This is a genomic window from Microbacterium sp. AZCO (genome assembly GCF_039614715.1).
Lineage (GTDB): Bacteria > Actinomycetota > Actinomycetes > Actinomycetales > Microbacteriaceae > Microbacterium.
In genome coordinates, this window is record NZ_CP154857.1 from 2,976,665 (window position 1) to 3,001,328 (window position 24,664).

Consider the following 24,664-nt stretch of genomic DNA (forward strand, 5'->3'; position numbering starts at 1 on the left):
CGCCGGCTACTCGTCGAGCTTCGCCTGCGCGTCGGACTGCGCCTGCTTCAGCAGCGCGTCGATGTCGGCGTTCTGGTCGGTGAGGACCGACTGCACCACCGAGTCCAGCAGCGCGTAGATCTCCTGCGTCTTCTTCTTGGGCTCGCCGACCGGCGTCTGGTCCCAGATGGCGTCGGTGAAGGGCGTCATCTGGTCGCGCGGCACGTTGATGTACGGCTCGATCCACTCGAGGGACTTCTCGTACAGGTCGCGGCTCAGCACCGGCAGCACGGGGGTGCCGACGGCCTGGTCGGACTCGTTGAGCGTCTTCGCGTCCTGGACCGCGGCATCCTCGTTCAGCAGCTTCTGCATGTAGTACCAGTCGATCCACTTCACCGCGGCGGCCTTCGTGGTGTCGTCGACGGTCGGGCTGATGACGGCGATGTCGCCGCCGCCGAGAGTGCCCGGGTCGTCGCCCTCGGTCGGCACGACGGCGAGGCCGTAGATCGACGGGTCCATGCCGAAGTCGCGGACGAGCGCCGTATAGACGTCGGACCCCGACGTGTACATGCCGATGTTGCCGGCGGCGAACTCCTGGTTGATGGTGCCCCAGTCGAGGTCGACCTTCGAGCCGAAGGAGTCGTCCTCCCACTTGAGGTCGTGCAGGAACTGCAGCGCCGACTTCGTCGCGTCGTTGTCGATCGTCGACTCGGCGGATCCGTCGGCGTTGTCGGTCTGCGTGCGTCCGCCGCGTGCGACCGTCTGCGCCGTCAGCTGCCAGCCGCCGGTGTTGTTGATGGCCATCTCTGCGTAGCCCGCCTTGCCCGTGGCATCCGAGATCTTCTTGGCGTACTCGCGCACCTCGTCCCACGTGGTCGGGGGCTGATCGGGGTCGAGGCCGGCCTGCTCGAACAGGTCGCGGTTGTAGTGCAGGCCCATCGCGTACGCCTGGCGCGGGAAGCCGAAGATGTGGCCCTTCTCGTCCTTGACGCCGTCGAGGATGATCGGGTTGAAGCTGTCCTCGTAGCCGAGCGCCTTCACCTCGTCGGTCACGTCCATGAGCTGACCGTTCTCCATGAGCGTCTTGGAGTCGGTGAACGGCACCGTGAAGACGTCCGGGAGGCTGCCGCCGGCGAGCTGGACGGCGAAGGTCGGGCCCTCCCACTCGTACTCCACGCCGATGATGTCGATGTCGGGGTTGGCCTTCTCGAACTGCTTCTCCTGCGCGGCGAACGCCTCGTAGGCCGCCGCGTCGGCACCGGGCGGGAACGTCGCGACGCGCAGCTCCGTCTTTCCGCTGCTGCTGTCGCCGCCGGCGGCGGAGCACCCGGCGAGAGCGCCGATGGTCGCGAGGGCCGCGACACCGGCGAGCAGGACACGTGCTGGTGACTTCATCGTATTTCCTTTCGTGGTGAGGGATGCCGCGCCGGCCTCTTCTCGACGCGTGGCCCTCGGGGGGATCAGGGGGTGATGCGGATCCAGGCGGCGGCGTTGCCCGGGAGGGCGGCGCCGTCGAGGGGGGTGCTCGTGAGCAGGAGCTCCTCGTGCGCGGGGAGGGCGAGGGGCAGGTCGCCCGTGTTGACGACGCAGACGAACGAGTCGCCGCGACGGAAGGCGAGGGCGTCCTCGTCGCCCAGGTCGAGCCACTCGAGCGGCCCGTCGATGTCGCGCCGGAGGCGGAGCGCCTCGCGGTACAGGCTGAGGGTCGACCCCGGGTCCTGCTCCTGCGCCGCGACGGTGAGGTCGGACCAGTCGCCGGGCTGCGGCAGCCACGTGGGCGTACCGACCGGACTGAAGCCGAACGGCGGCTCGGCGCCCGCCCACGGCAGCGGGACGCGGCATCCATCCCTCCCCGGATCGATGCCGCCCGACCGGTAGTGCATCGGATCCTGGATGAGCTCGCGCGGAAGGTCCTCGACCTCGGGGAGGCCGAGCTCGTCGCCCTGGTAGATGTACAGGCTGCCCGGGAGCGCGGCGACGAGCACGGCGGCGGCACGCGCGCGGTGGAGGCCGAGCTGCGGGTCGGTCGGCACCCCGAAGCGCTTCTTGAGGAACGCGAACGCCGTATCTTCTCGGCCGTACCGCGTGACGGGACGCGTCACGTCGTGGTTGCTCAGCACCCACGTCGACGGAGCACCGACGGGGGCATGCGCCGCGAGGGTCTGCTCGATCGAGCGGCGGAAGGATGCCGCGCCCCAGGGCCGCGCCAGGAAGTCGAAGTTGAAGGCGGTGTGCATCTCGTCGGGACGCAGGTAGTTGGTGAACCGCACGATGTCGGGCACCCAGATCTCGCCGACGAGCACGCGCGTGCCGGGGTACGAGTCGGCGATCGCCCGCCAGGAGCGGTACACGTCGTGCAGCTCGTCGCGATCCTCGGTGGGGTGGTCGAGCTTCTCGCCGACCTCGGGCAGGTCGGGGTCCTTGATGAGCAGCGCCGCCGAGTCGATGCGCACTCCGGCGACGCCGCGGTCGAACCAGAACCGCAGGATGTCCTCGTGCTCGCGCCGCACGTCGGGGTGGTTCCAGTTGAGGTCGGGCTGCTCCGGCGTGAACATGTGCAGATACCACTCCCCCGGTGTGCCGTCGGGATTGGTCGTGCGAGTCCAGGTCGACCCCTGGAAGCTCGACACCCAGTGCGTCGGGATCTCGTCGCCGTTCTCGCCCTTGCCCGGGTGGAACCAGAAGCGCTCGCGCTCGGGGCTGCCGGGTCCCGCGGCGAGCGCCGCCCGGAACCACTCGTGCCGATCGCTGATGTGGTTGGGGACGACGTCGATGATGGTCCGGATGCCGAGGGCCAGCGCCTCCTGGATGAGCAGCTCCGCTTCGGCGAGGGTGCCGAACTCGGGGTGGATGTCGCGATAGTCCTCGACGTCGTAGCCGCCGTCCGCCAGGGGGCTCGGGTACCACGGGTTGAACCAGATCGCGTCGACACCGAGGGTCTTGAGATAGCCGAGATGCTCGCGGACTCCCGCCAGATCGCCGGTGCCGTCGCCGTTCCCGTCGGCGAAGCTCCGGACGTAGACCTGGTAGATCACGGCCGAGCGCCACCAGAGCGGGTCGGTGTCGGGCGGGGCGATGCGCGTGCGGGGCAGGACGTCGGTGTCCAAGTCGGGCTCCTGGGGATGGGAAGTCTCGGTGCGTTGAATGTAGCTCTAGCTACTTTGAGATGCAAGTCCTCTACGGATTTACGCAAGAACTATATTGATCGAGGCCGTTCGGGTCGCCGAGCGTGTCGAGGCGTCGAGCCCCGGTCGCGAGGAGCGCGATGTCGACCCCGCGGCAAGCTCGGTCACCGACGGCGACTCGGTCGGGAGTTGCGAGTCACCCGGAGCGTCGGGGATCGCCACACCGTCGGAGGGATCGGGCACGGATGATCCGACGGGATGCCGATCTCCGACGACGTGGCGGCGAAACTCGCCGGGCGGGGCTACGCAGCGGGGCCGGTCGAGGAGCGCAGAACGAGCTCCGGCTCGAAGAGCAGCTCGTCGCCGGGCTCGGTGGTTCCGGCGATCTGCGACAGGAGGAGGTCGATCACGGTGCGGCCCATGGACTCGATCGGCTGGCGCACCGTCGTGAGCGGTGGCTCCGTGCAGCTCATGAGCGCCGAGTCGTCGAAACCGACGACCGAGACGTCCTCCGGCACGCGCAAACCCGCGCGGCGCGCCGCGCGCACAGCGCCCAGGGCGAGCGGGTCGCTCGCGCACACGATCGCCGTCGCACCCTGCGCGAAGAGGCGCGTGGCCCCGGCCTGACCCGACTCGAGCGAGTAGAGACCGCGCACGACGAGCCGGTCGTCGGCCTCCGCGCCGAGGCGCTCGAGCAGCCGGCGACCGGCCTCGAGCTTGCGCTGCGACGGGATGTGATCGAGTGGGCCCATCAGCATCCCGATCCGGCGATGCCCGAGCTGATGCAGGTGCAGCACCGCCTGCTCGGCGGCGGCGGCGTCGTCGGTCGAGACCGTCGCGAAGTCGAGTCCGTCGATGCGCGCGTTGACGAGCACCGTCGGCAGGTTCACCTGGCGGATGCGCTCGTAATGGCCGTGCTCGGCATCCGCCTGGCTGTAGTTGCCGCCCAGGAAGATGACACCGGACACCTGCTGCTGCAGGAGGAGGTCGACGTAGTCGGACTCCGTGATGCCGCCCGCGTTCTGCGTGCAAAGGAGCGGGGTGTAGCCGTTCTGGCTGAGCCCTCCGCCGATGATCTCGGCGAGCGCAGGGAAGATCGGGTTGGTGAGCTCCGGCAGCACGAGGCCGACCAGACGTGCCCGCTCGCCGCGGAGCTTCGTGGGACGCTCGTACCCGAGCACGTCGAGCGCGGTGAGCACGGCCTGGCGCGTGGCATCCGACACCCCGGGCTTGTCGTTGAGCACGCGACTGACGGTCGCCTCGCTCACACCGACCTTGCGCGCCACTTCCGCTAGCCGCTTGGACATGCGCTCAGTGTACGCAAGAACTTGCGTCCTTGCGCAAGCGCCCGCAAGCACGGTCGTGGCGTTGTCAAGACCTCGGCCCGCCGCTTCTGCGCAATTAGCATCCGAGCATGTCGTCCCCCTCGCTCGTGTGGTTCCGCGATGACCTGCGCCTCGCCGACAACCCGGCCCTCCGCACGGCGATCAACCGCGGCGAGCCCGTGATCGGGCTGTATGTGCTCGACGAGGAGTCACCGGGCATCCGCCCCCTGGGCGGCGCCGCGCGCTGGTGGCTGCATGGGTCGCTCGCGTCGCTGCGCGACCGCCTCGCCGAGCGCGGCGGCTCTCTCGTGCTGCGGCGCGGCCCGGCCGAGCGCGTCGTCACGGAGACGGTTCGGGATGCCTCGGCCGGCGCGGTCTTCTGGAACCGGCGCTACGGCCTGCCGGAGCGCGAGATCGACACGGCGCTGAAGACGTCGCTCCGCGACGAGGGGGTGACGGTCGAGTCGTTCGCGGCATCCCTCCTCTTCGAGCCGTGGACCGTCCGCACCGGCGCCGGCACTCACTTCTCCGTCTTCTCGCCGTTCTGGCGGGCGTGCCTCGCCCTCCCGTCGCCGCGCGCGCCGCTCCCCGAACCGAGATCGATCGACGGCCCGGCATCTGGGCTCGACACGGACGACCTCGACGACTGGGCGCTGCTTCCGCAGCATCCCGACTGGGCGGAAGGCCTGCGCGAGCGCTGGGAGCCGGGCGAGCCCGCGGCGCGACGACGCCTGCGCGAGTTCCTCGCCGACGACCTCCCCGGCTACCGCACGGCGCGCGACGAGCCCGCCGCAGACTCGACGTCGCTCCTGTCACCGCGACTGCGCTGGGGCGAGCTCAGCCCCTTCCAGGTGTGGCACGAGGCGACGGCGGCGGGCGGCGAGGCGGGGCGCTTCCTGTCGGAGCTCGGGTGGCGCGAGTTCGCCTGGCACACGCTCTTCCACGCGCCCGACCTCGCGACCGTCAACCTGCGCCGCGAGTTCGACGCCTTCCCCTGGCCGCGGCTGCGACCGTCGCAGCTCGAGGCCTGGCAGCGGGGGCGCACCGGAATCGCCCTCGTCGACGCCGGCATGCGCGAGCTGTGGCACACGGGCTACATGCACAACCGCGTCCGGATGGTCGCGGCATCCTTCCTCATCAAGAACCTGCTGATCGACTGGCGGCGCGGCGAGGAATGGTTCTGGGACACGCTCGTCGACGCCGACGGCGCCAACAATCCCTTCAACTGGCAGTGGGTCGCCGGCTCGGGAGCGGATGCCGCGCCCTACTTCCGCATCTTCAATCCCGAGCTGCAGGCGAAGAAGTTCGATCCGCAGGGGCTCTACATCCGGCGCTGGGCGCCCGAGTACGGCGGCGACGAGCCGCCCGAGCCGATCGTCGACCTCGCCGCGTCGCGCAAGGCCGCCCTCGACGCGTACGAGCACGTCAAGCGCGCCGCGCGCGGCTGAGTCGCCGTCGGCCGCCGGCACGAACTCCTCAATCCCGGCGCATTCCAGCCCGGTTCGCCGCGTGTCGGCGCCGATGCGGGCCGAAATTGAGGAGTTCGTGCACACCGGCGTCGGTCGCCCGGCGACGGGGCTACCAGGCGTAGGCCTCCGGAGCCTGGCCGCCGGGGCCGGGGAAGAGCTCGTCGAGCGCCGCGAGATCCTCGGCGCTCAGGTGGATGTCGAGCGCCGACACGGCCGACTCGAGCTGCTCGACGGTGCGCGGTCCGACGATGGGGCCGGTGACGCCGGGCTGGTGCAGCAGCCACGCCAGGCCGAGGGCCGACGGCGTCCATCCGCGCTCCTGCGCGAAGCGCTCGTAGGCGTCGAGCTGGTCGCGGCGCTCCTCGCGCTGCGACGAGATGCGGCCGGCCGCCGACCGTGCATTGGGGTCGGAGGACCCCCCGCTCAGCAGACCGCCCGCGAGCGGCGACCACGGCAGGATGCCGAGCCCGTAGTGCTGGGCCGCCGGGATGACCTCCAGCTCGATCGAGCGCTGCACGAGGTTGTAGAGCGACTGCTCGCTCACGAGGCCGAGGAAGTTGCGGCTCTTCGCGATCTCGTTCGCCTGTGCGATGTTCCACGCGGCGAAGTTCGAGCTGCCCGTGTAGACGACCTCGCCCTTCGCGACCAGCACCTCCATGGCCTGCCACAGCTCGGGCCAGGAGATATGCCGATCGATGTGGTGGAACTGGTAGAGGTCGATGCGGTCGGTCTGCAGGCGCCGGAGCGAGCCGATCGCCTCGCGGCGCACCTGCCACGCGCCCGCGCCGCGGGCGTTGACGACGTCGCCGTCCGGTGTCGGGTCGACCATCGGCGAGTGCACCTTGGTCGCGAGCACGAGGTCGTCGCGCACACCCGGACGGGCGGCGAGCCAGCGGCCGATGATCTCTTCGGTCGTACCACGGCCGGCGGACCCGCCGTAGCCGTTCGCCGTGTCGAAGAAGTTGACGCCGAGCTCCAGCGCCCGGTCCATGATCGCGAAGGCATCCTCCTCCGAGGTGCGGTCGCCGAAGTTCATCGTACCGAGGACGATGCGCGAGACAGAGGTGCCGGTTCGCCCGAGCTGTACGTAATCCATTCCGCCATGCTCACACGCCGGAAGGGACTCGGGGGCCGTTCCCGGAAACGTTTTCCGGCAGCATCCCGAATCCGTAGCCGAAACGACCGCGCCGCGAGAGCGAGGCGCGAGACCTGCTCCCGCGGCGCGGGCTGTGCGGTGTTACCCGGCGACCGGGATCGACTGCGCCTTGAGCGTCGAGATCGTCGACTCCTGCGCAGACTTCAGCGCGTCGAGCAGCGTGCCCTGACCCGTCACGGCCTTCTGGAAGCCGTCCGACACGTTGGCGTAGGTCTGCGTCATCGTCGGGCCCCACACGAAGTCGGGGTTCACCTGCGAGGCCGCCTCGGCGAAGACGTCGTAGATCTTCTGGCCGCCGTAGAACTCGACGCCCTCCTGCAGCGAGGGCAGCTTCAGGCCGGCCGTCGTCGCGGGGTAGATGTTCGCCGACTTGTTGAGGGCGGTCAGCGCCTCATCCGACGTGTTGAGCCACAGGGCGAACTTGGCCGCCTCGTAGAGGTGCTTCGACCCCTTGAAGACGGCGATCGACGAGCCGCCCCAGTTGCCCGCGCTCGTGCCGCCGGCCTCCCACTGCGGGGACGGGGCGACCGACCACTTGCCGGCCGTGTCGGGCGCGCCCGACGAGATCGAGTTGGCGCCCCAGACGGCGGAGTTCCACGTCCAGACCTCGCCCGAGTTGTAGGCGTTGTTCCACTCCTCGGTCCAGGCGGGGTAGGTCGAGACGAGGTCCTCGTCGAGGAGCTCCTGCCAGTACTCGGCGACCTTCTGCGATTCCTCGCCGGTCAGGTCGACCGTCCACTCCTTGCCGTCGTTGGCGAACCACTTGCCCTCGGCCTGCCACACGAAGCCCGCGAACTGGTTGATGTCGGCGGTCGAGAAGTTGGTGATGTAGCCGCCGGCCGCGCGGATCTTCTTCGCGGCCTCCTTGTACTCGTCCCACGTGGTCGGGACGGCGATGCCGTTCTGCTCGAACAGATCCGAGCGATAGAACAGCGCCATGGGGCCCGAGTCCTGCGGGATGCCGTACACGCCGTCGCCGCCGAGCGTCACCTGCCCCCACGTCCACGGGATGAACTCGCTCTCGGCCTTCACGACGTCCTCGCACGCGGAGAGGTCCTCGAGTCCGTCCTGCACCCGGAAGCTCGACAGCGCGTCGTACTCGATCTGGCCGAGGTCGGGGGCGTTGCCCGCCTCGAGCTGGCTGAAGTAGCTCTTGTAGGTGCCACCGTTGCCGTTGGGGCCCGTCTGCACCTTCACCTGGATGTTCGGGTTCTCCTCGTTCCACATCGCGACGACGTCCTCGATGCCGGGGATCCACGACGTGAAGTCGAGCGTGACGTCGCCGTCGGACGGTGCGCAGGTCGCGGCATCCGCGCCGCTGTCATCGCTGCTCGACGTGCCGGAGCATCCGGCGAGCGCGAGTGCGCTGAGCAGTGCGACGCCGGTGACGACTGCCCTCTTGGTGTGCTGCATGATCTTCCTTACTCGATGGGTTGGTGATCGGGATTTACAGGGGATGCCGGGGGCTCGCCCGCCGGCGGGAGCTCACTTCACGGACCCGGTGCCCAGGCCGTTGCGCCAGAAGCGCTGAAGGAGGAGGAAGGCGACGATGAGCGGGACGATCGAGAGGAACGACCCGACGAGGACGTAGGTGCGCAGCTCGGGGATCTGGTTGAGCTGCGTGTTCCACGTGTAGAGGCCGTACGTGACGGGGAAGAGCTCCTGGCTGCGCAGCATGATGAGCGGCAGGAAGAAGTTGTTCCAGATCGCCACGAACTGGAAGAGGAACACCGTGATGAGCGCCGGCGTCATGAGCCGCACGGACACCTGGAAGAACGTGCGCACCTCGCTCGCGCCGTCGATGCGGCCCGCCTCGATGAGTTCATCGGGCACCGACGCCGTCGCGTAGATGCGGCTGAGGTAGACGCCGAACGGGCTGACGATGCTGGGAAGGAGCACCGCCCAGAACGTGTTCGTGAGGTTCACCTGGCTGAACAGCAGGAACAGGGGAAGGGCGAGCGCCGTCGCGGGCACGAGCACACCGCCCAGCACGGTGTTGAAGTACGCCTCCCGCCCGCGGAAGCGGTACTTCGCGAGGGCGTAGCCGCACATGCCGGAGAAGATCGTCGCGAGCAGGGCGCCGAGACCCGCGTAGGCGATGCTGTTGCCGATCCAGCGCAGGTAGATGCCGTTGTTGTACGCCAGGAGGTCGCCGATGTTGGCGAAGAGATTCCAGTCGGCGAACCACAGCGGGTTGGTCGTCAGCAGGTCGCCGCGGTCCTTCGTGGAGGCGATGAAGAGCCACCAGATCGGCACGAGGAAGTAGAGCGTGAAGACGCCCATGATGAGGAACGCCGCTCCGCGGGACAGGATGCTCTCGCGCGGACCGCGCGCGGGCTTCAGGTCGTCGGCGGTCGCACCCGCGGTACGAGTGAGGAGGCTCATTGCTCGGCCTTCCGCTGGGTGATCTTGAGGAACGCGAACGACAGCACGAAGGTCGCAGCCGCGAGGACGACGGAGAACGCCGCCGCGAGGTTCGGGTTGGGGATGGAGCTCGTCGCGTAGATCGTCATGTTCGGCGTGTAGGTCGACGAGACGGCGGCGCTGAATGACCGGAAGACCTGCGGCTCGGCGAGCAGCTGCAGCGTGCCGATGATCGAGAACACGGCCGTCAGGATGAGTGCCGGCGCGACGATCGGGATTTTGATCGACCACGCGATGCGGATCTGGCCGGCGCCGTCGAGGCGGGCCGCCTCGTACACCTCCGACGGGATGGCGAGCAGCGCCGAGTAGATGATCAGCATGTTGTAGCCGATGAACACCCAGGTCACGACGTTCGCGATCGACCACAGCACGAGCTGCGGCGAGAGGAAGTCGACGGCCTGCGTCACGTTCGTGAAGGGCGACAGGTTGGGCGAGTACAGGAAGCCCCACATGATCGCCGCGATGACGCCGGGCACGGCGTACGGCGCGAAGAATGCGAGCCGGAAGAACTTCTTGCCCTTGAGCGCGGGCGAGTCGAGCAGCAGCGCGAAGAGCAGCGCGAGCCCGAGCATGACCGGCACCTGCACGATGCCGAAGAGCAGCACGCGCCCGACCGACTCCCAGAACGGGCCGCTCTGGAACACGAGGCCGTACTGGGTGAGCCCGCCGAACACCTCGGTGGGCTTTCCGTACAGCCCTTCGCGCTCGACCACGAGCAGCGACTGCCACACCGCATAGCCGATGGGGATCAGGTAGAAGAGCAGGAACAGGATGCTGAACGGACCGGTGAAGATCGCGATCGCACCCTTGTGCGGCGTCCTGCGCCGCTTCGGCCTGGACGTGGGCGCGCTGCGGCGACCCGCGGTCACGAGGACTTCCGTGGCGGTCATGCGGCCGCCTCCTCTCGGATGATGCGCACGGCGCCGCCGGGCACGTCGACGTGCCCCGAGACCTCCGTGCCGCAGACGAGCTCTCGGCCGGTGGCCTCGACCACGATCGGCGCCGAGCCGTGGTTCACGATGAACAGGAACGAGGCATCCACTCCCCGGCGCCGGACGATCTCCACGGCGTCGGTCGCCCCGCAGACGCGCGCCGCCGGAGGCACACCGGCCTCGTCGGCGAGGCGAGCGATGAGCGCGCGGTAATCGGCGGCGGACGGGAGGGTCGCGAGGTACCACGCGGCGCCGCTCCCCCAGGTGTTGCGCGTGACGGCGGGGTGACCTTCGGAAGGACCGTCGGAGAAGGATGCCTCGACCCGCGCCGTCGTGACGTGCGAGCGCTCCGACCACAGGTGCGCCGTGCCTCCGTCGCTGAGGTGCAGAGGCGTCCCCGGCTCGACGGGGGCGAACTCCTCGATGCGGAGGCCGAGCGCGTCGCGGAAGGGGCCGGTGTAGCCCCCCGCCCAGACGCGGTCCTCCTCGTCGACGGTGCCCGAGTAGAAGGTGACGAGCGCCGTGCCGCCCGCGGCGATCCAGTCGGTGATGACGGCCGCCTCGGCGGCGCGGACGAGGTGCAGGCCCGGCACGACGACCAGACGGTAGGCGGAGAGGTCGGCGCCCGGCGCGACGATGTCGACCGTGAGGCCCTGCGCGTGGAGCGCGGCATACGCGGCGTGCACCTGGTCGAGGTAGCCGAGCGCCTTGCTCGGCCGCGATTCGTTCTGAGTCGCCCACCAGGACTCCCAGGAGAAGACCAGCGCGGCCGAGGCCTCGACGCGGGAGCCCGCGACCTCGCCGATCCGGTCGACGATGCCGCCGAGCGCGACGACCTCGCGCCAGACGGCCGAGTCGGTGCCGGCGTGCGGGAGCATCGCCGAGTGGAACTTCTCGCTGCCCTGCAGCGATGCGCGCCATTGGAAGAAGCAGACCCCGTCGGCGCCGCGCGCGACGTGCGTCAGCGAGTTGCGGAGGATCTCGCCCGCGCTCTTCGCCTTGTTGAGTGGCTGCCAGTTGACGGCCCCCGTCGAGTGCTCCATGAGGATCCACGGCGCCCCGCCGCCGAGACCGCGGGAGAGGTCCGCGGCGAAGGACAGCTCCGCGTTCGGATCGTCGAGGCGGTGGTCGAGGTAGTGGTCGTTCGCGACGACGTCCATGTCACCGGCCCACGACCAGTAGTCGAGGTTCTCGATGTGGGCCGTGACCATGAAGTTCGTCGTGATGGGCGCAGAGCTCAGCCGGCGGATGACGTCGGCCTCGGCGCGGTAGTACGAGAGCAGCTCATCCGAGCTGAAGCGGTGGAAGTCGAGCATCTGCCCGGGATTGCGGCTCGAGAGCGTCGCGCGCGGCGTGCCGATCTCGTCCCACTCGCGGTAGGTCTGGCTCCAGAAGGCCGTGCCCCACGCCCGGTTGAGGCCGTCGATCGTGCCGTACTTGGCGCGCAGCCACCCGCGGAACGCGGCGGCGCTCACGTCGCAGTGGCACAGCGCGTTGTGGCATCCCAGTTCGTTGGACACATGCCAGAGCGAGACGGCGGGATGCTCGCCGTACCGGCCGGCCACCGCCTCGACGAGCCGCAGCGCGGCCGCGCGGAACACCGGCGAGCTCGGACACCACGCCTGGCGACCGCCGGGGTAGCGGCGGGTGCCGTCCTCCACCATGGGCAGGACTTCCGGGTGGGCTCGGGTGAGCCACGCCGGCGGCGAGGACGTGCCCGTGCCGAGATTGACCCGGATGCCGGCGGCGTGCAGACGGCCGATGATGTCGTCGAGCCCGCTGAAGTCGAACTCCCCCTCGCGGGGCTCGAGGTGCGACCAGCCGAAGATGTTGATCGCGACGAGATCGACGCCCGCCTGCTGCATCAGGGCGATGTCCTCGTCCCACACGTCGGGCGCCCACTGCTCCGGGTTGTAGTCGCAGCCGAACGCGATGCCGTCGTGCTCGAAGGGGCGGGCGGGGCGGGTCATGCTCTCCTCGGATCTGTGAACGTGCACAGATCCGCGCGGTGTTCCTCTGCGCTGAGGTTCTGTGAACGTGTACAGAGTAGACACAGCGTCGATCCGCTGTCAAACATCGATCCGACATGTGTGCGTGCACATACGATGAGTCGCGTGGAGAGCAGCGGCCGTCGCAAGCGTGCGACAGTCAAGGACGTCGCGACCGAGGCGGGGGTATCGCGAGGCACGGTGAGCCGTGTCCTCAATGGACAGCCGTACGTCTCGGACGAAGCGCGCGCCGCGATCGACGCGGCCATCGCGAAGGTGGGGTTCGTGCCGAACCGCGCCGCACGGAGCCTCGTCATGCAGAGCTCGCAGGCGATCGGCCTCATCGTGCACGAGCCGCACTCGCTCTTCGTCGAAGACCCCAACATCGGATCGATCCTGCTCGGCGCGAACGCCGCGCTCTCCGACGCCGACTACCAGCTGTCGTTCCTCATCGCCGACAGCCCCCGCGACATCGAGCGGCTTGCGCGCTACCTCAGCGGCGGCCTCATCGACGGCGTGATCATCGTCTCGGCGCGCGTCGGCGACCCGATCACACGGGCGGTCGCCGACCTCGGACTGCCTGCCGCCTTCGTCGGACATCCCCGGGATATCGGCGATGCCGCCTACGTCGCGATCGACAACCGAGGCGGCGCGCGCGAGATCACGACCCGCCTGGCCGCCACGGGACGACAGCGGATCGGCATGATCGCGGCGGCGCTCGACCGCGACTCCGGCTCGGACCGCCTCGCCGGATTCGTCGATGCCCTGGGCAATCGCTTCGACCCGCAGCTCGTGCAGCGGGTGCCGTTCTACTCGTACTCCGACGGACAGACCGGCATGCGCGAGCTGCTGGAGCGGCATCCCGATATCGACGGCGTCTTCGCCTCGAGCGACGCCGTCGCCGCCGGAGCCATGGATGTTCTCAAGGATGCCGGGCGCGTCGTTCCCGACGACGTCGGGGTCGTCGGTTTCGACGACAGCTCGTGGGCGCTGCGGTGCGACCCTCCCCTCTCGACCGTGCACCAGCCGGCCGATCAGCTCGGCCGGGCCGCCGCGCTGTCGGTGCTGGCGCAGCTGCGGGGCGAGGATCCCCAGGCCGGGGGACGGGTGCTCGAGTGCCCCGTCGTCTGGCGCGGCTCTGCCTGATCGGACGCCTTCGGGCAGAGCTGATTGACAGGCGAAGACACCCCTGACACTCTGTGTACGTTCACAGAAACCTCTGATCGATTCTGTGAACGTGCACACACCGTCGCGGCACTCGCCGGCCCCGACATGCAGCCCACAACGAAGTAGGAGCACGTGGAAGAAGCCACCATCAGACGCCGGCTCGCCGCCGTCGCCGCAGGAACGGTCGCGCTGGTCGCGGCATCCATCCTCACCGCCGCGCCCGCCGTCGCCGCCGAGCCGTCCCCGCAGACGGTGTCGATCGATCTCGAAGGCACGTGGAAGTTCACCAAGGGAGACAGCGCGGCCTACGCCGACCCGTCGTTCGACGACTCGGGGTGGTCGGACATCCAGGTGCCGGGCGACGGCACCCCGTTCGCGAACTACGACGGATTCGGCTGGTACCGCCTCGACTTCACGCTCCCCGCCGAGGCGCAGGGCGCGAACCTCGTCGCGTCGCTCGGCTTCCTCGACGACGTCGACGAGGCGTATCTCAACGGTGTGAAGATCGGCGGCTCGGGATCGATGCCGCCGAACGCGAGCAGCCAGTGGTTCGAGAAGCGGCTCTACCCCGTTCCGGCCGGCGCGCCGGTCTTCGGCGGCGAGAACACCCTCGCCGTGCGCCTGTACGACATGAACGGCGGAGGCGGCTGGTACCAGGGGCCCGTCGGGATCTTCTCGAAGGATGCCGTGCGGCAGAACGTCTACGGAATCGACGGCCCCCTCGCTTCGGCATCCCAGACGGCTGCGGTGAAGGCCGTACTGGCGACGCAGAAGGCGGCGCTGGCCGCAGGTGACGCCGACGCGTATCTCGCGACACTCGACGCGACCTACTTCCACGACGGGCGGTCGAAGGAGCGCCGCGAGCGGGAGGTGCGCGGCTGGCTCGCCGAGTCCGGCGGCACGCTGACGCTCAACGACGGAGAGGTCGAGGTCGTGCAGGGCGCCGACGGATCGCTCATCGTCGACACCAACCGCTCGATCACAGGCACTCGCAACGGTCAGCCGTACGTGTGGCAGCCGGCGGCGCAGGAGTTCCTGCACTTCTCCTCGACGACCCTGCGCGAGACGGGCGACCACTCGCGGTTCTTCCGCGAGACGGTCGACTCGAAGCTCGAGGGCCAGCCGCGCGAGTTCGTGACCTACCTGCCGCCGTCGTACCTCTCCGAGCCGAACCGCAAATACCCCGTCGTCTATCTGCTGCACGGCATCAACGGCGGCAGCCGCGAATGGGAGCCGCGCAACATCGACGATGTGCTCGACGGCCTCTGGGCGCAGGGGCTCGCCGAGTCGATCGTCATCATGCCCGACGGCGAGTCGCTCTGGTACGCCGACCAGCCCGGCGGCACGCCGTGGCGCAGCATGTTCCTGAACGAGATGATGCCCCTTGTGGATGCCGAGTACCGCACGCTTGCGCAGCCCGAGTTCCGCGGCCTCACGGGCATCTCGATGGGCGGCTTCGGTGCCTGGTCGATCGGCCTCTCGCACCCCGAGCTCTTCTCGTCGATCGCCTCGCACATCGGCGCTCTGAGCTTCTCGAGTGCGGGCCTCAAGACCCCGCTCGCGCAGGCCGCCGCCATGACGCCGGCGGAGCTGTCGACGTTCGACTACTACTTCGACGCGTGCGAGTTCGACGAGTACCGCTTCGACAACGCCGCCCGCACGATGGACGCGACGCTGACGTCGAAGGGCATCCCGCACACGTGGACGGTGTACCCGACGGGCAACCACAACGACGCGTGCTGGATGCCGCACCTCATCGACTCGTTCGGCATGCACTCCGCGCACTTCCGCAAGAACGGGCTGCAGGAGGACTGGGTCGGACCGGTCGTCACTGCCGCGATCGATCAGCGCCAGCAGGTCGTGCTGTCGGCGACGGACGCCCGCTCCGCGGTGGCGCGTGTCGACTACTCCATCACGAAGAACGGCCGCACGACGGTCGGCTGGACGGCGTACACAGGGCCGATCAAGACGGATGCCGCCTCGGTCGTGTCGTTCCGCGGGACGGACAGCCTGGGCAACATGAGCGACGTCACCACGACGACGCTCGCGCAGCTGCGCGCCGCGGGGTAGTGCGAGTCCCGGCCGCCACCTCACTGGCGGTCGGGCCCTTCCCGCACCCCGGAATGGATCGGCCGGGGCGGGGGTTGGATCAGGCGATGTCTGATGCCACCTCCGCCCCGGCCCTTTCCGTCCTCGACCTCGTGCCCGTGCGGGCCGGCCAGACGAGCGCACAGGCGGTCGCGGCATCCCTCTCGCTCGTGAAGCGCGCGGACGAGCTGGGCTACCGGCGCTACTGGTTCGCCGAGCACCACAACATGCCCGCCGTGGCGTCCACGACGCCGCCCGTGCTGATCGCCGCCGCGGCGTCTCGCACCGAGCGCATCCGAGTGGGGTCGGGCGGCGTCATGCTGCCGAACCACTCCCCGCTCGTCGTCGCGGAGCAGTTCGCGGCGCTCGAGGCGCTCGCGCCCGGGCGCATCGATCTCGGCATCGGTCGCGCGCCGGGGAGCGACCCCGTCATCACGCAGCTGCTGCGCATGTCGGGCACGACGAGCGACGTCGAGCGGTTCCCCGAGCACGTGCGCGACATCACGCGGCTCGTCGGGGCCGAGGGCGCGACAGTGCAGTTCGCTTCGGGCGGCACCTATGAGGTGCACGCGACGCCCGCGGCGACGGGCGCTCCGGAGGTCTGGCTGCTCGGCTCGAGCGACTATTCGGCGCAGCTCGCGGCATCCCTGGGTCTCCCCTATGTCTTCGCGAACCACTTCTCCGGGGAGGGGCTCGAGCGCGCGCTGGGGCTGTATCGCTCGCAGTTCCAGCCGTCGGAGGCACAGCCGTCGCCTCGCACCTTTCTGACCGCGAACGTGATCGCGGCACCGACCGCCGACGAAGCGGAGGCGCGCGCGCTCCCCCAGCTGCGGATGATGGCGCGGCTGCGGCAGAACCGTCCCCTCGTGCCGCTCGAGACGGTCGAGCAGGCGCGGGCCGCCGCATCCGATTTCGATGCGCTCGGCGAGCAGATCATGGCCGGCGCGCGGGCGAAGTGGTTCGTCGGGACGGGTGATTCCGTCAGGGCCGACATCGCCTCGTTCGCCGCGCGCTGGGAGGTCGACGAGGTGATGATCTCGCCGATCGCGGGATCGTTCGACGGCGAGGAGATGGATGCCTCGCCGGGCCGCGTGCAGACGCTCGAGCTGCTGGCGCGGTAGGGCTGCAGCGCGGGACCGAGCCGTCGCGCGCGCTATTCGTCGCCGCGCAGGGAACGCACCATGCTCCGGAGCGCGCGGAATGCGGCGTCCTGCTCGGCGGCCGTCATGCCGGCCAGCATCCGCTCCTCCACGCCGCGGACGGCCGCGCTCGCTTCGGCGAGACGTCGCCGGCCGAGCGGCGTGAGCTCGGCGGGAAGGACTTTGCCGACGGGCGCCTCCGGCGGCCGCGTCACGTAGCCGTCCCGCTCGAGGGACTGAAGCAGCACGTTCATCGACTGGCGCGTCACGAACGCGCCGCGTGCGAGTTCGGAGTTCGAGAGACCCGGTCGCTGGGCGAGGAGCTCGAGGCAGGAGTAGTGCGTCACCGTCATCCCGAGCGGTCGCAGCACCGCCTCCATCGCGATGCGGAGCGCGCTCGATGCCTCTTTGAGCGAGTAGCCGAGCGAGGTCTCGAGCTCGATTCGGGCGTGATCGTGCGGCATGTCAGAAGTCTGACATACACTGACGTCAGCGTGTCAGAAAACTGACACATTGAAAGGATCATCGCCATGCCCGCCACCGGCCCCGACTTCATCTCGCTCCAGGTACGCGACCTCGACGTTTCCCAGACCTTCTATGAGAAGTACCTCGGTCTCGTCCGCTCACCTGCCGGACCTCCGCATGCCGTCGTCTTCGACACGGCGCCGATCGCCTTCGCCCTCCGCGATCTCCTCCCCGGCACCGAACTCGACGGTGACGCGCGGCCAGGTCTCGGCATCGCGCCGTGGTTCCACGCGACGGATGTGCAAGGCATCCATGACGCACTGCTCTCCGACGGCTGCACCATCCTCTCCGACCCGATCGACGGGCCTTTCGGCCGGACATTCACCTTCGCCGACCCGGACGGCTACGCGATCACGCTGCACGATCGAGGCTGATCCGGCCCGCATGGCTGAGTGCTCGCCGAACGTATGGCGGGTGCGGCCTGGGAACCATGTCGATGTGGTCAGGCCTCCGATACTCTCTTTATAGAGCACGGATAGAGATACAAGCAACAGACTCCTTGGGGAGGCCTGTTCTTCCTCTCCCTCAGCACGCCTCGGTCGCCATAAGTGCGGACGGAGTGGGTCTCGGCGGTTCGCCGTCCGCGACCTGCGCCGGTCGCCATCGTGCGGACGCGGCCAGGCCTCCGGCAGTTCACTGCCGGCTTGGGAACGGCACCTCGCTCAGTGTTCTCCCGCTTTGCCGGGTTGCGGCGAGGTGGGAACTGCACGGTGGCCCGAGGGCGGGGCCGGGAGACCGGTCCCGCCTATCGCCGCATGCAGTCGCGGCGCGGCTTCGCCACGCCCTCCGTCGGCGCGCCCGCGTACGGCGGCCTCCTTCGCCGTCCGGATCCGTCCGGGGGTCGGAGCATCAGAGAGAGACGAGAGACACCATGTCGGACCAGAACCCCTCGCCCGTCACGGCGGGACCCGCCGTTCCTCCGCCCCCGCCCGGACCGTACAGTGGCGCGCCCACCGCGACAATGCCCATGCCCCCGGCCCCGCCCGCTCCTCCTGGTGGCTTCTCCGGTGAGGCGCAGACCGTCGCCGGAGCCGCGCCGCTCGGGGTCGGTGAGGGCAAGTCGTTCACGGCGACATGGCTGCTCTCGCTCTTCCTCGGAGTCTTCGGCGTCGACCGCTTCTACCTGGGCAAGACGGGTACGGGGCTGCTCAAGCTCTTCACCTTCGGCGGCCTCGGCGTCTGGTGGCTCGTCGACCTCGTGCTCATCCTGACGGGCGCCATGCGCGACAAGCAGGGCCGATCGCTCGAGGGCTACAAGGGCACCAAGCTCATCGCCTGGATCGTCACCGGGGTCATCTTCCTCGCGAGCATGATCGGCGGAATCGCCTCGGGAGCGAACGGGAGCGACGCGGATGCGCCCGCCCTCGACAAGCCTGCAGCAGTGGCGCCGGCGGAGGCGGCACCGGCCGCGAAGGCGCCGGCCGAGACGCGCGTGAGCGCTCCGGACACCGTCGGGATGACGGTGGCCCAGGCGCGCGCCGCTGCCGAGGCAGCTGGGTTCGCGTTCGCCACGGGTGAGGCCGGCGACGACTGGCTCGTCACGTCGCAATCCCCCGCGCTCGGGGGCAAGGCCGAGCCGGGCTCGGAGTTCACCGTGACGGCGGAGGCGCCGAAGCCGGTCTACACGCTCGAGCAGCAGAATGCGCTGAAGGCAGCATCCAACTACATCGACATCATGGCGTTCTCGCGCCAGGGGCTCATCGATCAGCTGTCCAGCGAGTACGGTTCGGGTTTCCCCGTTGACGTGGCCACCTGGGCTGCGGACACCGTGGGCGCGGACTGGAACGCGGAAGCCGCCGAGGCGGCGAAGAACTACCTCGACACGATGGCGTTCAGCCGCGACGGACTCTACGAGCAGCTCACAAGCTCGTACGGCTCGCAGTTCACGCCCGACCAGGCGAACTACGCCCTCGCTCAGGTCGGCTACTGAAGCTGATCCGCTTCGCGATGCGGCCCGACGATGTGCCGGCTCGCGGGGCGGATCTCGATGTCGGAGGTCCCGCGTAGAGTCGGATCACCGATTGAGAGACGTGCCCACTCTCCCGATTCCCGGGGAAGGCGCGCGCGTTGGCGACGATCATCCAGCGACTTGGCGAGGCGACGGCCTGCATCGCGACCGTGGTCGGCGACCGAGAGATCTCGGCCGCGGCGACGGCTGTCTGCGACGATGAGCTGATCGCCGCGCTGAGCGCGGTGGCCGATGCGAGACGCGCACTGGATGTCGTCGGCGCCGCGCTGTCATCGGAGATCGATCGGCGGTCGCGTCGGGAGCTCGGCTACTCCGGTTTGGCGCAGCGGACTGGGCATCGTACGGCGACGACCCTGATTCAGAGCGTGACCGGCCAGTCCGCGACGGAAGTTCGCCGCGCAACGGAGGCGGGTCACGACCTCGCGGCGGCTTCGCCCGCGCCGCCCGGCGATGATCCGGCGCCGCCCGACGATGCTCCGTTGCAGGAACCGTGGTTCGCAGTGCTCACCGGGTCGCTGACGACCGGACGCCTGTCGCGTGAACAGTACGACGCGATCCGCCGCGGGCTCGGCGAGCCGCCCGTCGGTCGCTATCCCGATGCAGACCGACTGCGAGCGATGTGGCGCGAGGCTGCGTCGATGCTGATCGAGGAGGCGTCCGATCGCGTCGTCGAAGACCTCCGCGCCGCGGCGCGCCTCGCACGCGACACCCTCGACCCGATCGGCACGCGACTTCGCTTCGAGGAGCGGTTCGAGCGACGCTCGTTCACGATGTGGGTCGACGAGAACGGGCAGCAGTGCGCGCGCATCCGTTTCGACGACGACGCGGCGGCCTGGGTGCGCACGCTGCTCGGGGCGGCCCTCCGACCTCGACGCGGACCGCGATTCGTGGATGCGGCGGGTGGCGCGGAGCGCGGCGACGACACCCGCACGAACGAGCAGCTGCAGTACGACACCGTCTTCGCCGTGCTCAAGACGGGGGCGCAGGCCGACCCGGCACAGGCTTTCGGCGATCGACAGCCGGGTGTCCGCATCATCGTGACCCGCGACGATCTTCCGCGGGACGACGCGGTGGGCTGGTACGAGGAGACCGGCCAGGCGGTGCCCGACGGCGTCGTGCAGACCTACCTCTGCAGCGCGGGTGCGCTTCCCGTCGTCCTCGATCATGAGGGCTCCCCGCTCGACGTGGGTCGCGAGCGGCGGCTGTTCACGCGTCGCCAGCGCATCGCGATGGCGGTTCGAGACGGTGGATGCCTCGCCTGCGGCGCCGAGCCGTCACGATGCGAAGCGCACCATCTCGACCACTGGCACGAGCATCACGGCCGAACGGATCTGGCCGACGGAGTGCTGCTCTGCCGCAACTGTCACATGCGCCTGCACAATCTGGGGTGGCGCGTCATTCGCGACGAAACCGGATACTGGCTTCGACGCCCCGATGCGCCGCCCCGGCTGCTCCGATCGCGAAGCCTCCTGCGGTTCGCTCCGCTCGCGAGCGACCATCCGATGACGGGTGACCCGCCGGACACGACGATCCGATCTAATTCAACGCAAGGGAGCGGGGCCGAGCCGCACGAGGCACTCAGGCCTGCGACGCTCGGTCAGGGGATCGGGGCTGCGCCACCCGAGACGGTGATGCCGCCTGCCGCCGGAATGTCGACACGCAGGACGCTGGGGCGCCCCACATGACGGCCTTGATGGATGACGACGCGGCCGTCGGCGGGAACGCGTTTCAGCTCTCGGAGGTACGCGCCGAAGGCCGCGGCCGCCGAGCCGGTGGCGGGGTCCTCGATGATCTCGCCGACGGGGAAGGGGTTGCGACCCTCCCATTCGGTGTCCGAGAGGCGATGCATGACGGTCACCGTGCCTGCCCAGCCCTCGGCATCCATGAGGTCGCGCAATGCGACCGGGTCGAACGAGAACGCGTCGAACACGTCGGCTCGATCGACGACGAGAACGGGATGACGGTTGCCGGCGAACGAGATGCGGGGCGGGAACTCCGCCGCGAGGTCTGCGGGGGCGAGCCCGAGCAGGTCGAGCAGCGCGACGAGCGTCTGCGGGGCGATCTCTTCGCCGGCCGGCTCGACGCTCGTGAAGGATGCCTCGATCTCGCCCGCCTCGCGGCGACGGGTCTCGATGACCACGTCGCCGACCGCGGTTGCGAAGCGGAATCGTCCCGGCCCCTCGCGCTCGGCGAGCACGACGGCGGTGGCGATCGTGGCGTGACCGCAGAACGGCACTTCGGCGAGAGGCGAGAAGTACCGGATGCTGCGCGCTCCGTCGGTCGTCGGCCCCGTGAGGAAGGCCGTCTCGGAGTACCCGACCTCCGCGGCGATCGCCTGCATCTCGGCGTCGGTCAAAGTGGAGGCATCCGGAACCACACCCGCCGGGTTCCCACGGTCGAACGAGCCGGGGGCGGCGCTGTCGACGAACGCCGCATAGCGCAGCACCTCAGTCATCGGTCAGGACTCGGGCTCTCCGCTGATGAGGCCGCGAAGCCAATCTCGCGCCTCGATGAAGACATCGTCGGAATAGCGATCCGGATAGCGCACGATCGCGCGATCGGCGCGAGGATACGAGCCCAGGAAGATCACCTTCGGGCTGGAGCGGCGCAGGCCCAGGAGGGCGTCCGCCATGCGCTCGTCTTCGATGTGTCCGTCGGCGTCGATGACGAACCGGTAGCGGCCGAGCTCGTCGCCGATCGGGCGCGACGCGAGAAGAGAGAGGTTGATGCCGCGCGTCGCGAACTGCTCGAGCATCTCGAGCAGCGCGCCAGGGTGGTCGTCGGGCAGCTCGACGATGAGCGACGTCTTGTCGGCACCCGTCGGCGGAGGCGGGGTGACGGGTCGCGATACCTGGACGAACCGTGTCACGGCGTTGGCGTTGTCGCCGATCTTCTCTGCCAGCAGCTCGACCTGGTGATGGTCCAGGATGCCGGGCGGGGCGATGGCGGCGTCCGCGTCACTCGTGCCGTCGAGCAGCCCGACAGCGCTCGCGACATTGCTCGCGGCGGGGATGTGCGCGTGCGCGGGAAGGTTGGTCGTGAGCCACTGCAGGCACTGCGCGTACGCGACGGGGTGGGCGGCGACGAGCGAGACATCCTCGAGCTTCGTCCCCGGGCGCGCGACGAGCACGAAGTCGACGGGGACGAGATACTCCCCCACGATGCGGATACCGGGGATCGTGGCGAGTGCATCCTGCGCTGTGGAGACTCCGCCGTCGACGGAGTTCTCGATCGCGATGACCGCGCCGTTCGAGCGGCCTTCGACGACGTCGGCGAGGGCTTCGCCGACGTTGCGGACGGGCCGCCACTGCTGGCCGCGAGCCTCGGGCACCTGCGCGAGGGCGGCTTCGGTGAAGGTTCCGGCGGGTCCGAGGTAGCTGTAGGTGCGGCGGTCGGCGTCCTCGGGCTCGGAAGTCACGGGAGAAGCCTATCCGGGCCGCTTCAGCGTGGCTTCGCGTTTCGATCCGGTCGCGACATCCGTCCCGCGACCGGGCAGACTGGGGGGCATGAGCCGCGCAGGACAGCCCGCCGAAGCATCCGACCTCATCGACATCGACGAACTGATCGCCGCCTACTACGACCGCAAACCGGATGCCTCGGTGCCCGAGCAGCGGGTCGCCTTCGGGACCAGCGGCCACCGGGGATCGTCGTTGAGCACGAGCTTCAACGAGGATCACATCCTCGCGACGACGCAAGCGATCGTCGACTACCGCAACGCGCAGGGGATCGCCGGCCCGCTCTTCCTGGGCCGCGACACCCACGGCCTCTCGCTTCCGGCCGAGCGGACGGCCATCGAAGTGCTCGTTGCGAACGGCATCGACGTGCGCGTGGACTCGCGCGACTCGTGGGTGCCGACACCGGCCCTCAGCCACGCGATCCTCGCGTACAACCGGGGGCGGGCCCTCGACGACCCCGGTCGTGCGGACGGCATCGTGGTGACCCCCTCGCACAACCCGCCGCGCGACGGCGGCTTCAAGTACAACCCGCCGAACGGCGGACCGGCCGACACCGACGCGACGGGCTGGATCGCCGACAAGGCCAACTACTACATCGGAGAATCGCTCGACGGCGTCAAGCGGACGCGCTACGCGGATCTGGATGCCGACACGCTGGGCCAGTACGACTTCCGCGACGCATACGTGCGCGACCTCGAGAACATCATCGATGTCGAGGCGATCCGCAACGCGGGCGTGCGGATCGGCGCGGACCCGCTCGGCGGCGCATCGGTCGAGTACTGGGCGCTGATCGCCGAGGTCTACGGTCTCGACCTGACCGTCGTGAACCCCGACGTCGACCCGACCTGGCGCTTCATGACGCTCGACTGGGACGAGAAGATCCGCATGGATCCCTCATCGCCGTCGGCCATGGCCGGGCTGATCGGCCGCCGCGAGGAGTACGACCTTCTCACGGGCAACGACGCCGACGCGGACCGCCACGGCATCGTGACGCCCGACGCGGGGCTCATGAACCCGAACCACTACCTCGCGGTCGCGATCGACTACCTGTACTCGCACCGGCCGCAGTGGCCCTCGGGCGCCGCCGTCGGCAAGACCCTCGTGTCGTCGATGATCATCGACCGCGTCGCGGCCTCGCTCGGACGCGAGCTGCTCGAGGTTCCGGTGGGCTTCAAGTGGTTCGTGCCGGGGCTGCTCGACGGATCGGTCGCTTTCGGCGGCGAGGAGTCGGCGGGTGCGTCGTTCCTCCGCAAGGACGGCACGGTGTGGACGACCGACAAGGACGGCATCCTGCTGTGCCTGCTGGCATCGGAGATCCTCGCGGTGACGGGCAAGACGCCTTCGCAGCGGTACGCGGAGCTCGAGGCCGAGTTCGGGTCGTCGGCGTACCAGCGTGTGGACGCTCCCGCGTCGCCGGCGCAGAAGGCCGCGCTGTCGAAGCTCGCACCCGAGGCGGTCACGGCGACCGAGCTCGCGGGCGAGCCGATCACGGCGAAGCTCTCGCACGCGCCCGGCAACGGCGCCGCGATCGGTGGCCTCAAGGTGCAGACCGAGCACGCCTGGTTCGCCGCGCGTCCGTCCGGCACGGAAGACGTGTACAAGCTCTACGCCGAGTCCCTCCGCGGCCCGGAGCATCTCGCCGCGGTGCAGGAGGAGGCGCGCGCGGTCGTGTCGGAGGCGCTCGGCGGGGCCTGAGCCTCACCGACGACCGAGGGCAGTCGGGGGGTGGAGGTGCCGATCCCGAAGCCCGTCGGCGGCATGGAGTCGACGCCTCGACAAGCTCGGCGACCGGGGTTGCGAACCGGATCGAGGCCGCCGAGCCGGCCGACCGGTGGGGACCCGCTGCGCGATGACGGCGTCGATCGAGCGACGGGCTTGACGGCCTCCGCGAGCGCAGGCTCGACGCTCGACAAGCTCGGCGAC

Annotated in this window: 19 protein-coding genes; 8 read left to right on the forward strand and 11 right to left on the reverse strand. The window is 69.6% G+C overall.

Going from position 1 to position 24,664, the window contains the following annotated elements:
- Window positions 1–6: 6 nt before the first annotated feature.
- The 3 genes from AAIB33_RS13725 to AAIB33_RS13735 form a co-directional block, all read right to left on the reverse strand.
- The gene (locus AAIB33_RS13725; RefSeq protein WP_345800520.1) at window positions 7–1,374 is read right to left on the reverse strand and encodes an extracellular solute-binding protein; all 1,368 of its coding nucleotides are present in this window, start codon (window positions 1,372–1,374) and stop codon (window positions 7–9) included.
- 65 nt (window positions 1,375–1,439) lie between these two features.
- Window positions 1,440–3,086 carry an alpha-amylase family glycosyl hydrolase gene (locus tag AAIB33_RS13730; protein ID WP_345800521.1) on the reverse strand — a complete coding sequence of 549 codons (1,647 nt, stop codon included), beginning with the start codon at window positions 3,084–3,086 and terminating at the stop codon, window positions 1,440–1,442.
- A 320-nt stretch (window positions 3,087–3,406) separates the two neighbouring features.
- Window positions 3,407–4,411 (reverse strand): LacI family DNA-binding transcriptional regulator, encoded by a 1,005-nt coding sequence (locus tag AAIB33_RS13735; RefSeq protein WP_345800522.1) that lies wholly within the window; start codon window positions 4,409–4,411, stop codon window positions 3,407–3,409.
- A gap of 107 nt (window positions 4,412–4,518) precedes the next feature.
- On the opposite strand from AAIB33_RS13735, the gene AAIB33_RS13740 reads away from it, so the two are divergent.
- Window positions 4,519–5,877, forward strand: coding sequence for a deoxyribodipyrimidine photo-lyase (locus AAIB33_RS13740; protein ID WP_345800523.1), 1,359 nt, complete (start codon window positions 4,519–4,521; stop codon window positions 5,875–5,877).
- Window positions 5,878–6,007: 130 nt separating this feature from the next.
- On the opposite strand, the gene AAIB33_RS13745 is transcribed toward AAIB33_RS13740, so the two are convergent.
- The 5 genes from AAIB33_RS13745 to AAIB33_RS13765 form a co-directional block, all read right to left on the reverse strand.
- Window positions 6,008–6,994: an aldo/keto reductase gene (locus AAIB33_RS13745; protein ID WP_345800524.1), complete on the reverse strand. Its 987-nt coding sequence runs from the start codon at window positions 6,992–6,994 to the stop codon at window positions 6,008–6,010.
- A gap of 141 nt (window positions 6,995–7,135) precedes the next feature.
- On the reverse strand, window positions 7,136–8,467 hold the full coding sequence (locus AAIB33_RS13750) for a sugar ABC transporter substrate-binding protein (RefSeq protein WP_345800525.1): 1,332 nt from the start codon (window positions 8,465–8,467) through the stop codon (window positions 7,136–7,138).
- A gap of 72 nt (window positions 8,468–8,539) precedes the next feature.
- Complete coding sequence (locus tag AAIB33_RS13755; RefSeq protein ID WP_345800526.1) at window positions 8,540–9,439, reverse strand: carbohydrate ABC transporter permease; 900 nt, start codon at window positions 9,437–9,439, stop codon at window positions 8,540–8,542.
- On the reverse strand, window positions 9,436–10,368 hold the full coding sequence (locus AAIB33_RS13760) for a sugar ABC transporter permease (RefSeq protein WP_345800527.1): 933 nt from the start codon (window positions 10,366–10,368) through the stop codon (window positions 9,436–9,438). The genes AAIB33_RS13755 and AAIB33_RS13760 overlap by 4 nt, the downstream gene beginning before the upstream one ends.
- Window positions 10,365–12,380: a beta-galactosidase gene (locus AAIB33_RS13765; RefSeq protein WP_345800528.1), complete on the reverse strand. Its 2,016-nt coding sequence runs from the start codon at window positions 12,378–12,380 to the stop codon at window positions 10,365–10,367. Before AAIB33_RS13765 ends, AAIB33_RS13760 begins: the two co-directional genes overlap by 4 nt.
- A gap of 135 nt (window positions 12,381–12,515) precedes the next feature.
- On the opposite strand from AAIB33_RS13765, the gene AAIB33_RS13770 reads away from it, so the two are divergent.
- From AAIB33_RS13770 to AAIB33_RS13780, 3 genes are all read left to right on the forward strand, one after another.
- A complete protein-coding gene (locus AAIB33_RS13770; RefSeq protein ID WP_345800529.1) occupies window positions 12,516–13,544 on the forward strand; it encodes a LacI family DNA-binding transcriptional regulator in 1,029 nt (342 codons plus the stop codon).
- Window positions 13,545–13,697: 153 nt separating this feature from the next.
- Entirely contained in the window at window positions 13,698–15,635 is a 1,938-nt protein-coding gene (locus AAIB33_RS13775) for an alpha/beta hydrolase-fold protein (RefSeq protein WP_345800530.1), read from the forward strand.
- An 86-nt stretch (window positions 15,636–15,721) separates the two neighbouring features.
- Window positions 15,722–16,774, forward strand: a complete 1,053-nt coding sequence (locus AAIB33_RS13780) for an LLM class flavin-dependent oxidoreductase (RefSeq protein WP_345800531.1) — start codon at window positions 15,722–15,724, stop codon at window positions 16,772–16,774.
- Between the two features lie 32 nt (window positions 16,775–16,806).
- Here the strand turns inward: AAIB33_RS13780 and AAIB33_RS13785 are convergent, their stop codons facing one another.
- The gene (locus AAIB33_RS13785; protein WP_345800532.1) at window positions 16,807–17,256 is read right to left on the reverse strand and encodes a MarR family transcriptional regulator; all 450 of its coding nucleotides are present in this window, start codon (window positions 17,254–17,256) and stop codon (window positions 16,807–16,809) included.
- 66 nt (window positions 17,257–17,322) lie between these two features.
- Here AAIB33_RS13785 and AAIB33_RS13790 point away from each other — a divergent pair, with 66 nt between their 5' ends.
- From AAIB33_RS13790 to AAIB33_RS13800, 3 genes are all read left to right on the forward strand, one after another.
- A complete protein-coding gene (locus tag AAIB33_RS13790; RefSeq protein WP_345800533.1) occupies window positions 17,323–17,691 on the forward strand; it encodes a VOC family protein in 369 nt (122 codons plus the stop codon).
- A gap of 593 nt (window positions 17,692–18,284) precedes the next feature.
- The gene (locus tag AAIB33_RS13795; RefSeq protein WP_345800534.1) at window positions 18,285–19,247 is read left to right on the forward strand and encodes an Ltp family lipoprotein; all 963 of its coding nucleotides are present in this window, start codon (window positions 18,285–18,287) and stop codon (window positions 19,245–19,247) included.
- 137 nt (window positions 19,248–19,384) lie between these two features.
- Complete coding sequence (locus AAIB33_RS13800; protein WP_345800535.1) at window positions 19,385–20,971, forward strand: DUF222 domain-containing protein; 1,587 nt, start codon at window positions 19,385–19,387, stop codon at window positions 20,969–20,971.
- Here AAIB33_RS13800 and AAIB33_RS13805 read toward each other — a convergent pair.
- Together AAIB33_RS13805 and pheA are read right to left on the reverse strand one after the other, a co-directional pair.
- Complete coding sequence (locus AAIB33_RS13805) at window positions 20,884–21,741, reverse strand: PhzF family phenazine biosynthesis protein (RefSeq protein WP_345800536.1); 858 nt, start codon at window positions 21,739–21,741, stop codon at window positions 20,884–20,886. The two genes, AAIB33_RS13800 and AAIB33_RS13805, sit on opposite strands and share 88 nt — an antisense overlap.
- A 3-nt stretch (window positions 21,742–21,744) precedes the next feature.
- The gene (gene pheA, locus AAIB33_RS13810) at window positions 21,745–22,704 is read right to left on the reverse strand and encodes a prephenate dehydratase (RefSeq protein ID WP_345800537.1); all 960 of its coding nucleotides are present in this window, start codon (window positions 22,702–22,704) and stop codon (window positions 21,745–21,747) included.
- Window positions 22,705–22,792: 88 nt separating this feature from the next.
- Between pheA and pgm the strand changes: the two genes are divergently transcribed.
- A complete protein-coding gene (gene pgm, locus AAIB33_RS13815; protein WP_345800538.1) occupies window positions 22,793–24,436 on the forward strand; it encodes a phosphoglucomutase (alpha-D-glucose-1,6-bisphosphate-dependent) in 1,644 nt (547 codons plus the stop codon).
- Window positions 24,437–24,664: the final 228 nt, after the last annotated feature.

Coding starts and splice junctions, on each gene's coding strand:
- pgm (WP_345800538.1), top strand. CDS start 22,793: ATGAGCCGCGCAGGACAGCCCGCCGAAGCATCCGACCTCATCGACATC.
- AAIB33_RS13725 (WP_345800520.1), bottom strand. CDS start 1,374: ATGAAGTCACCAGCACGTGTCCTGCTCGCCGGTGTCGCGGCCCTCGCG.
- AAIB33_RS13805 (WP_345800536.1), bottom strand. CDS start 21,741: ATGACTGAGGTGCTGCGCTATGCGGCGTTCGTCGACAGCGCCGCCCCC.
- AAIB33_RS13735 (WP_345800522.1), bottom strand. CDS start 4,411: ATGTCCAAGCGGCTAGCGGAAGTGGCGCGCAAGGTCGGTGTGAGCGAG.
- AAIB33_RS13750 (WP_345800525.1), bottom strand. CDS start 8,467: ATGCAGCACACCAAGAGGGCAGTCGTCACCGGCGTCGCACTGCTCAGC.
- AAIB33_RS13780 (WP_345800531.1), top strand. CDS start 15,722: ATGTCTGATGCCACCTCCGCCCCGGCCCTTTCCGTCCTCGACCTCGTG.
- AAIB33_RS13785 (WP_345800532.1), bottom strand. CDS start 17,256: ATGCCGCACGATCACGCCCGAATCGAGCTCGAGACCTCGCTCGGCTAC.
- AAIB33_RS13765 (WP_345800528.1), bottom strand. CDS start 12,380: ATGACCCGCCCCGCCCGCCCCTTCGAGCACGACGGCATCGCGTTCGGC.
- AAIB33_RS13760 (WP_345800527.1), bottom strand. CDS start 10,368: ATGACCGCCACGGAAGTCCTCGTGACCGCGGGTCGCCGCAGCGCGCCC.
- AAIB33_RS13790 (WP_345800533.1), top strand. CDS start 17,323: ATGCCCGCCACCGGCCCCGACTTCATCTCGCTCCAGGTACGCGACCTC.
- AAIB33_RS13740 (WP_345800523.1), top strand. CDS start 4,519: ATGTCGTCCCCCTCGCTCGTGTGGTTCCGCGATGACCTGCGCCTCGCC.
- AAIB33_RS13795 (WP_345800534.1), top strand. CDS start 18,285: ATGCCCCCGGCCCCGCCCGCTCCTCCTGGTGGCTTCTCCGGTGAGGCG.
- AAIB33_RS13745 (WP_345800524.1), bottom strand. CDS start 6,994: ATGGATTACGTACAGCTCGGGCGAACCGGCACCTCTGTCTCGCGCATC.
- AAIB33_RS13755 (WP_345800526.1), bottom strand. CDS start 9,439: ATGAGCCTCCTCACTCGTACCGCGGGTGCGACCGCCGACGACCTGAAG.
- AAIB33_RS13770 (WP_345800529.1), top strand. CDS start 12,516: ATGAGTCGCGTGGAGAGCAGCGGCCGTCGCAAGCGTGCGACAGTCAAG.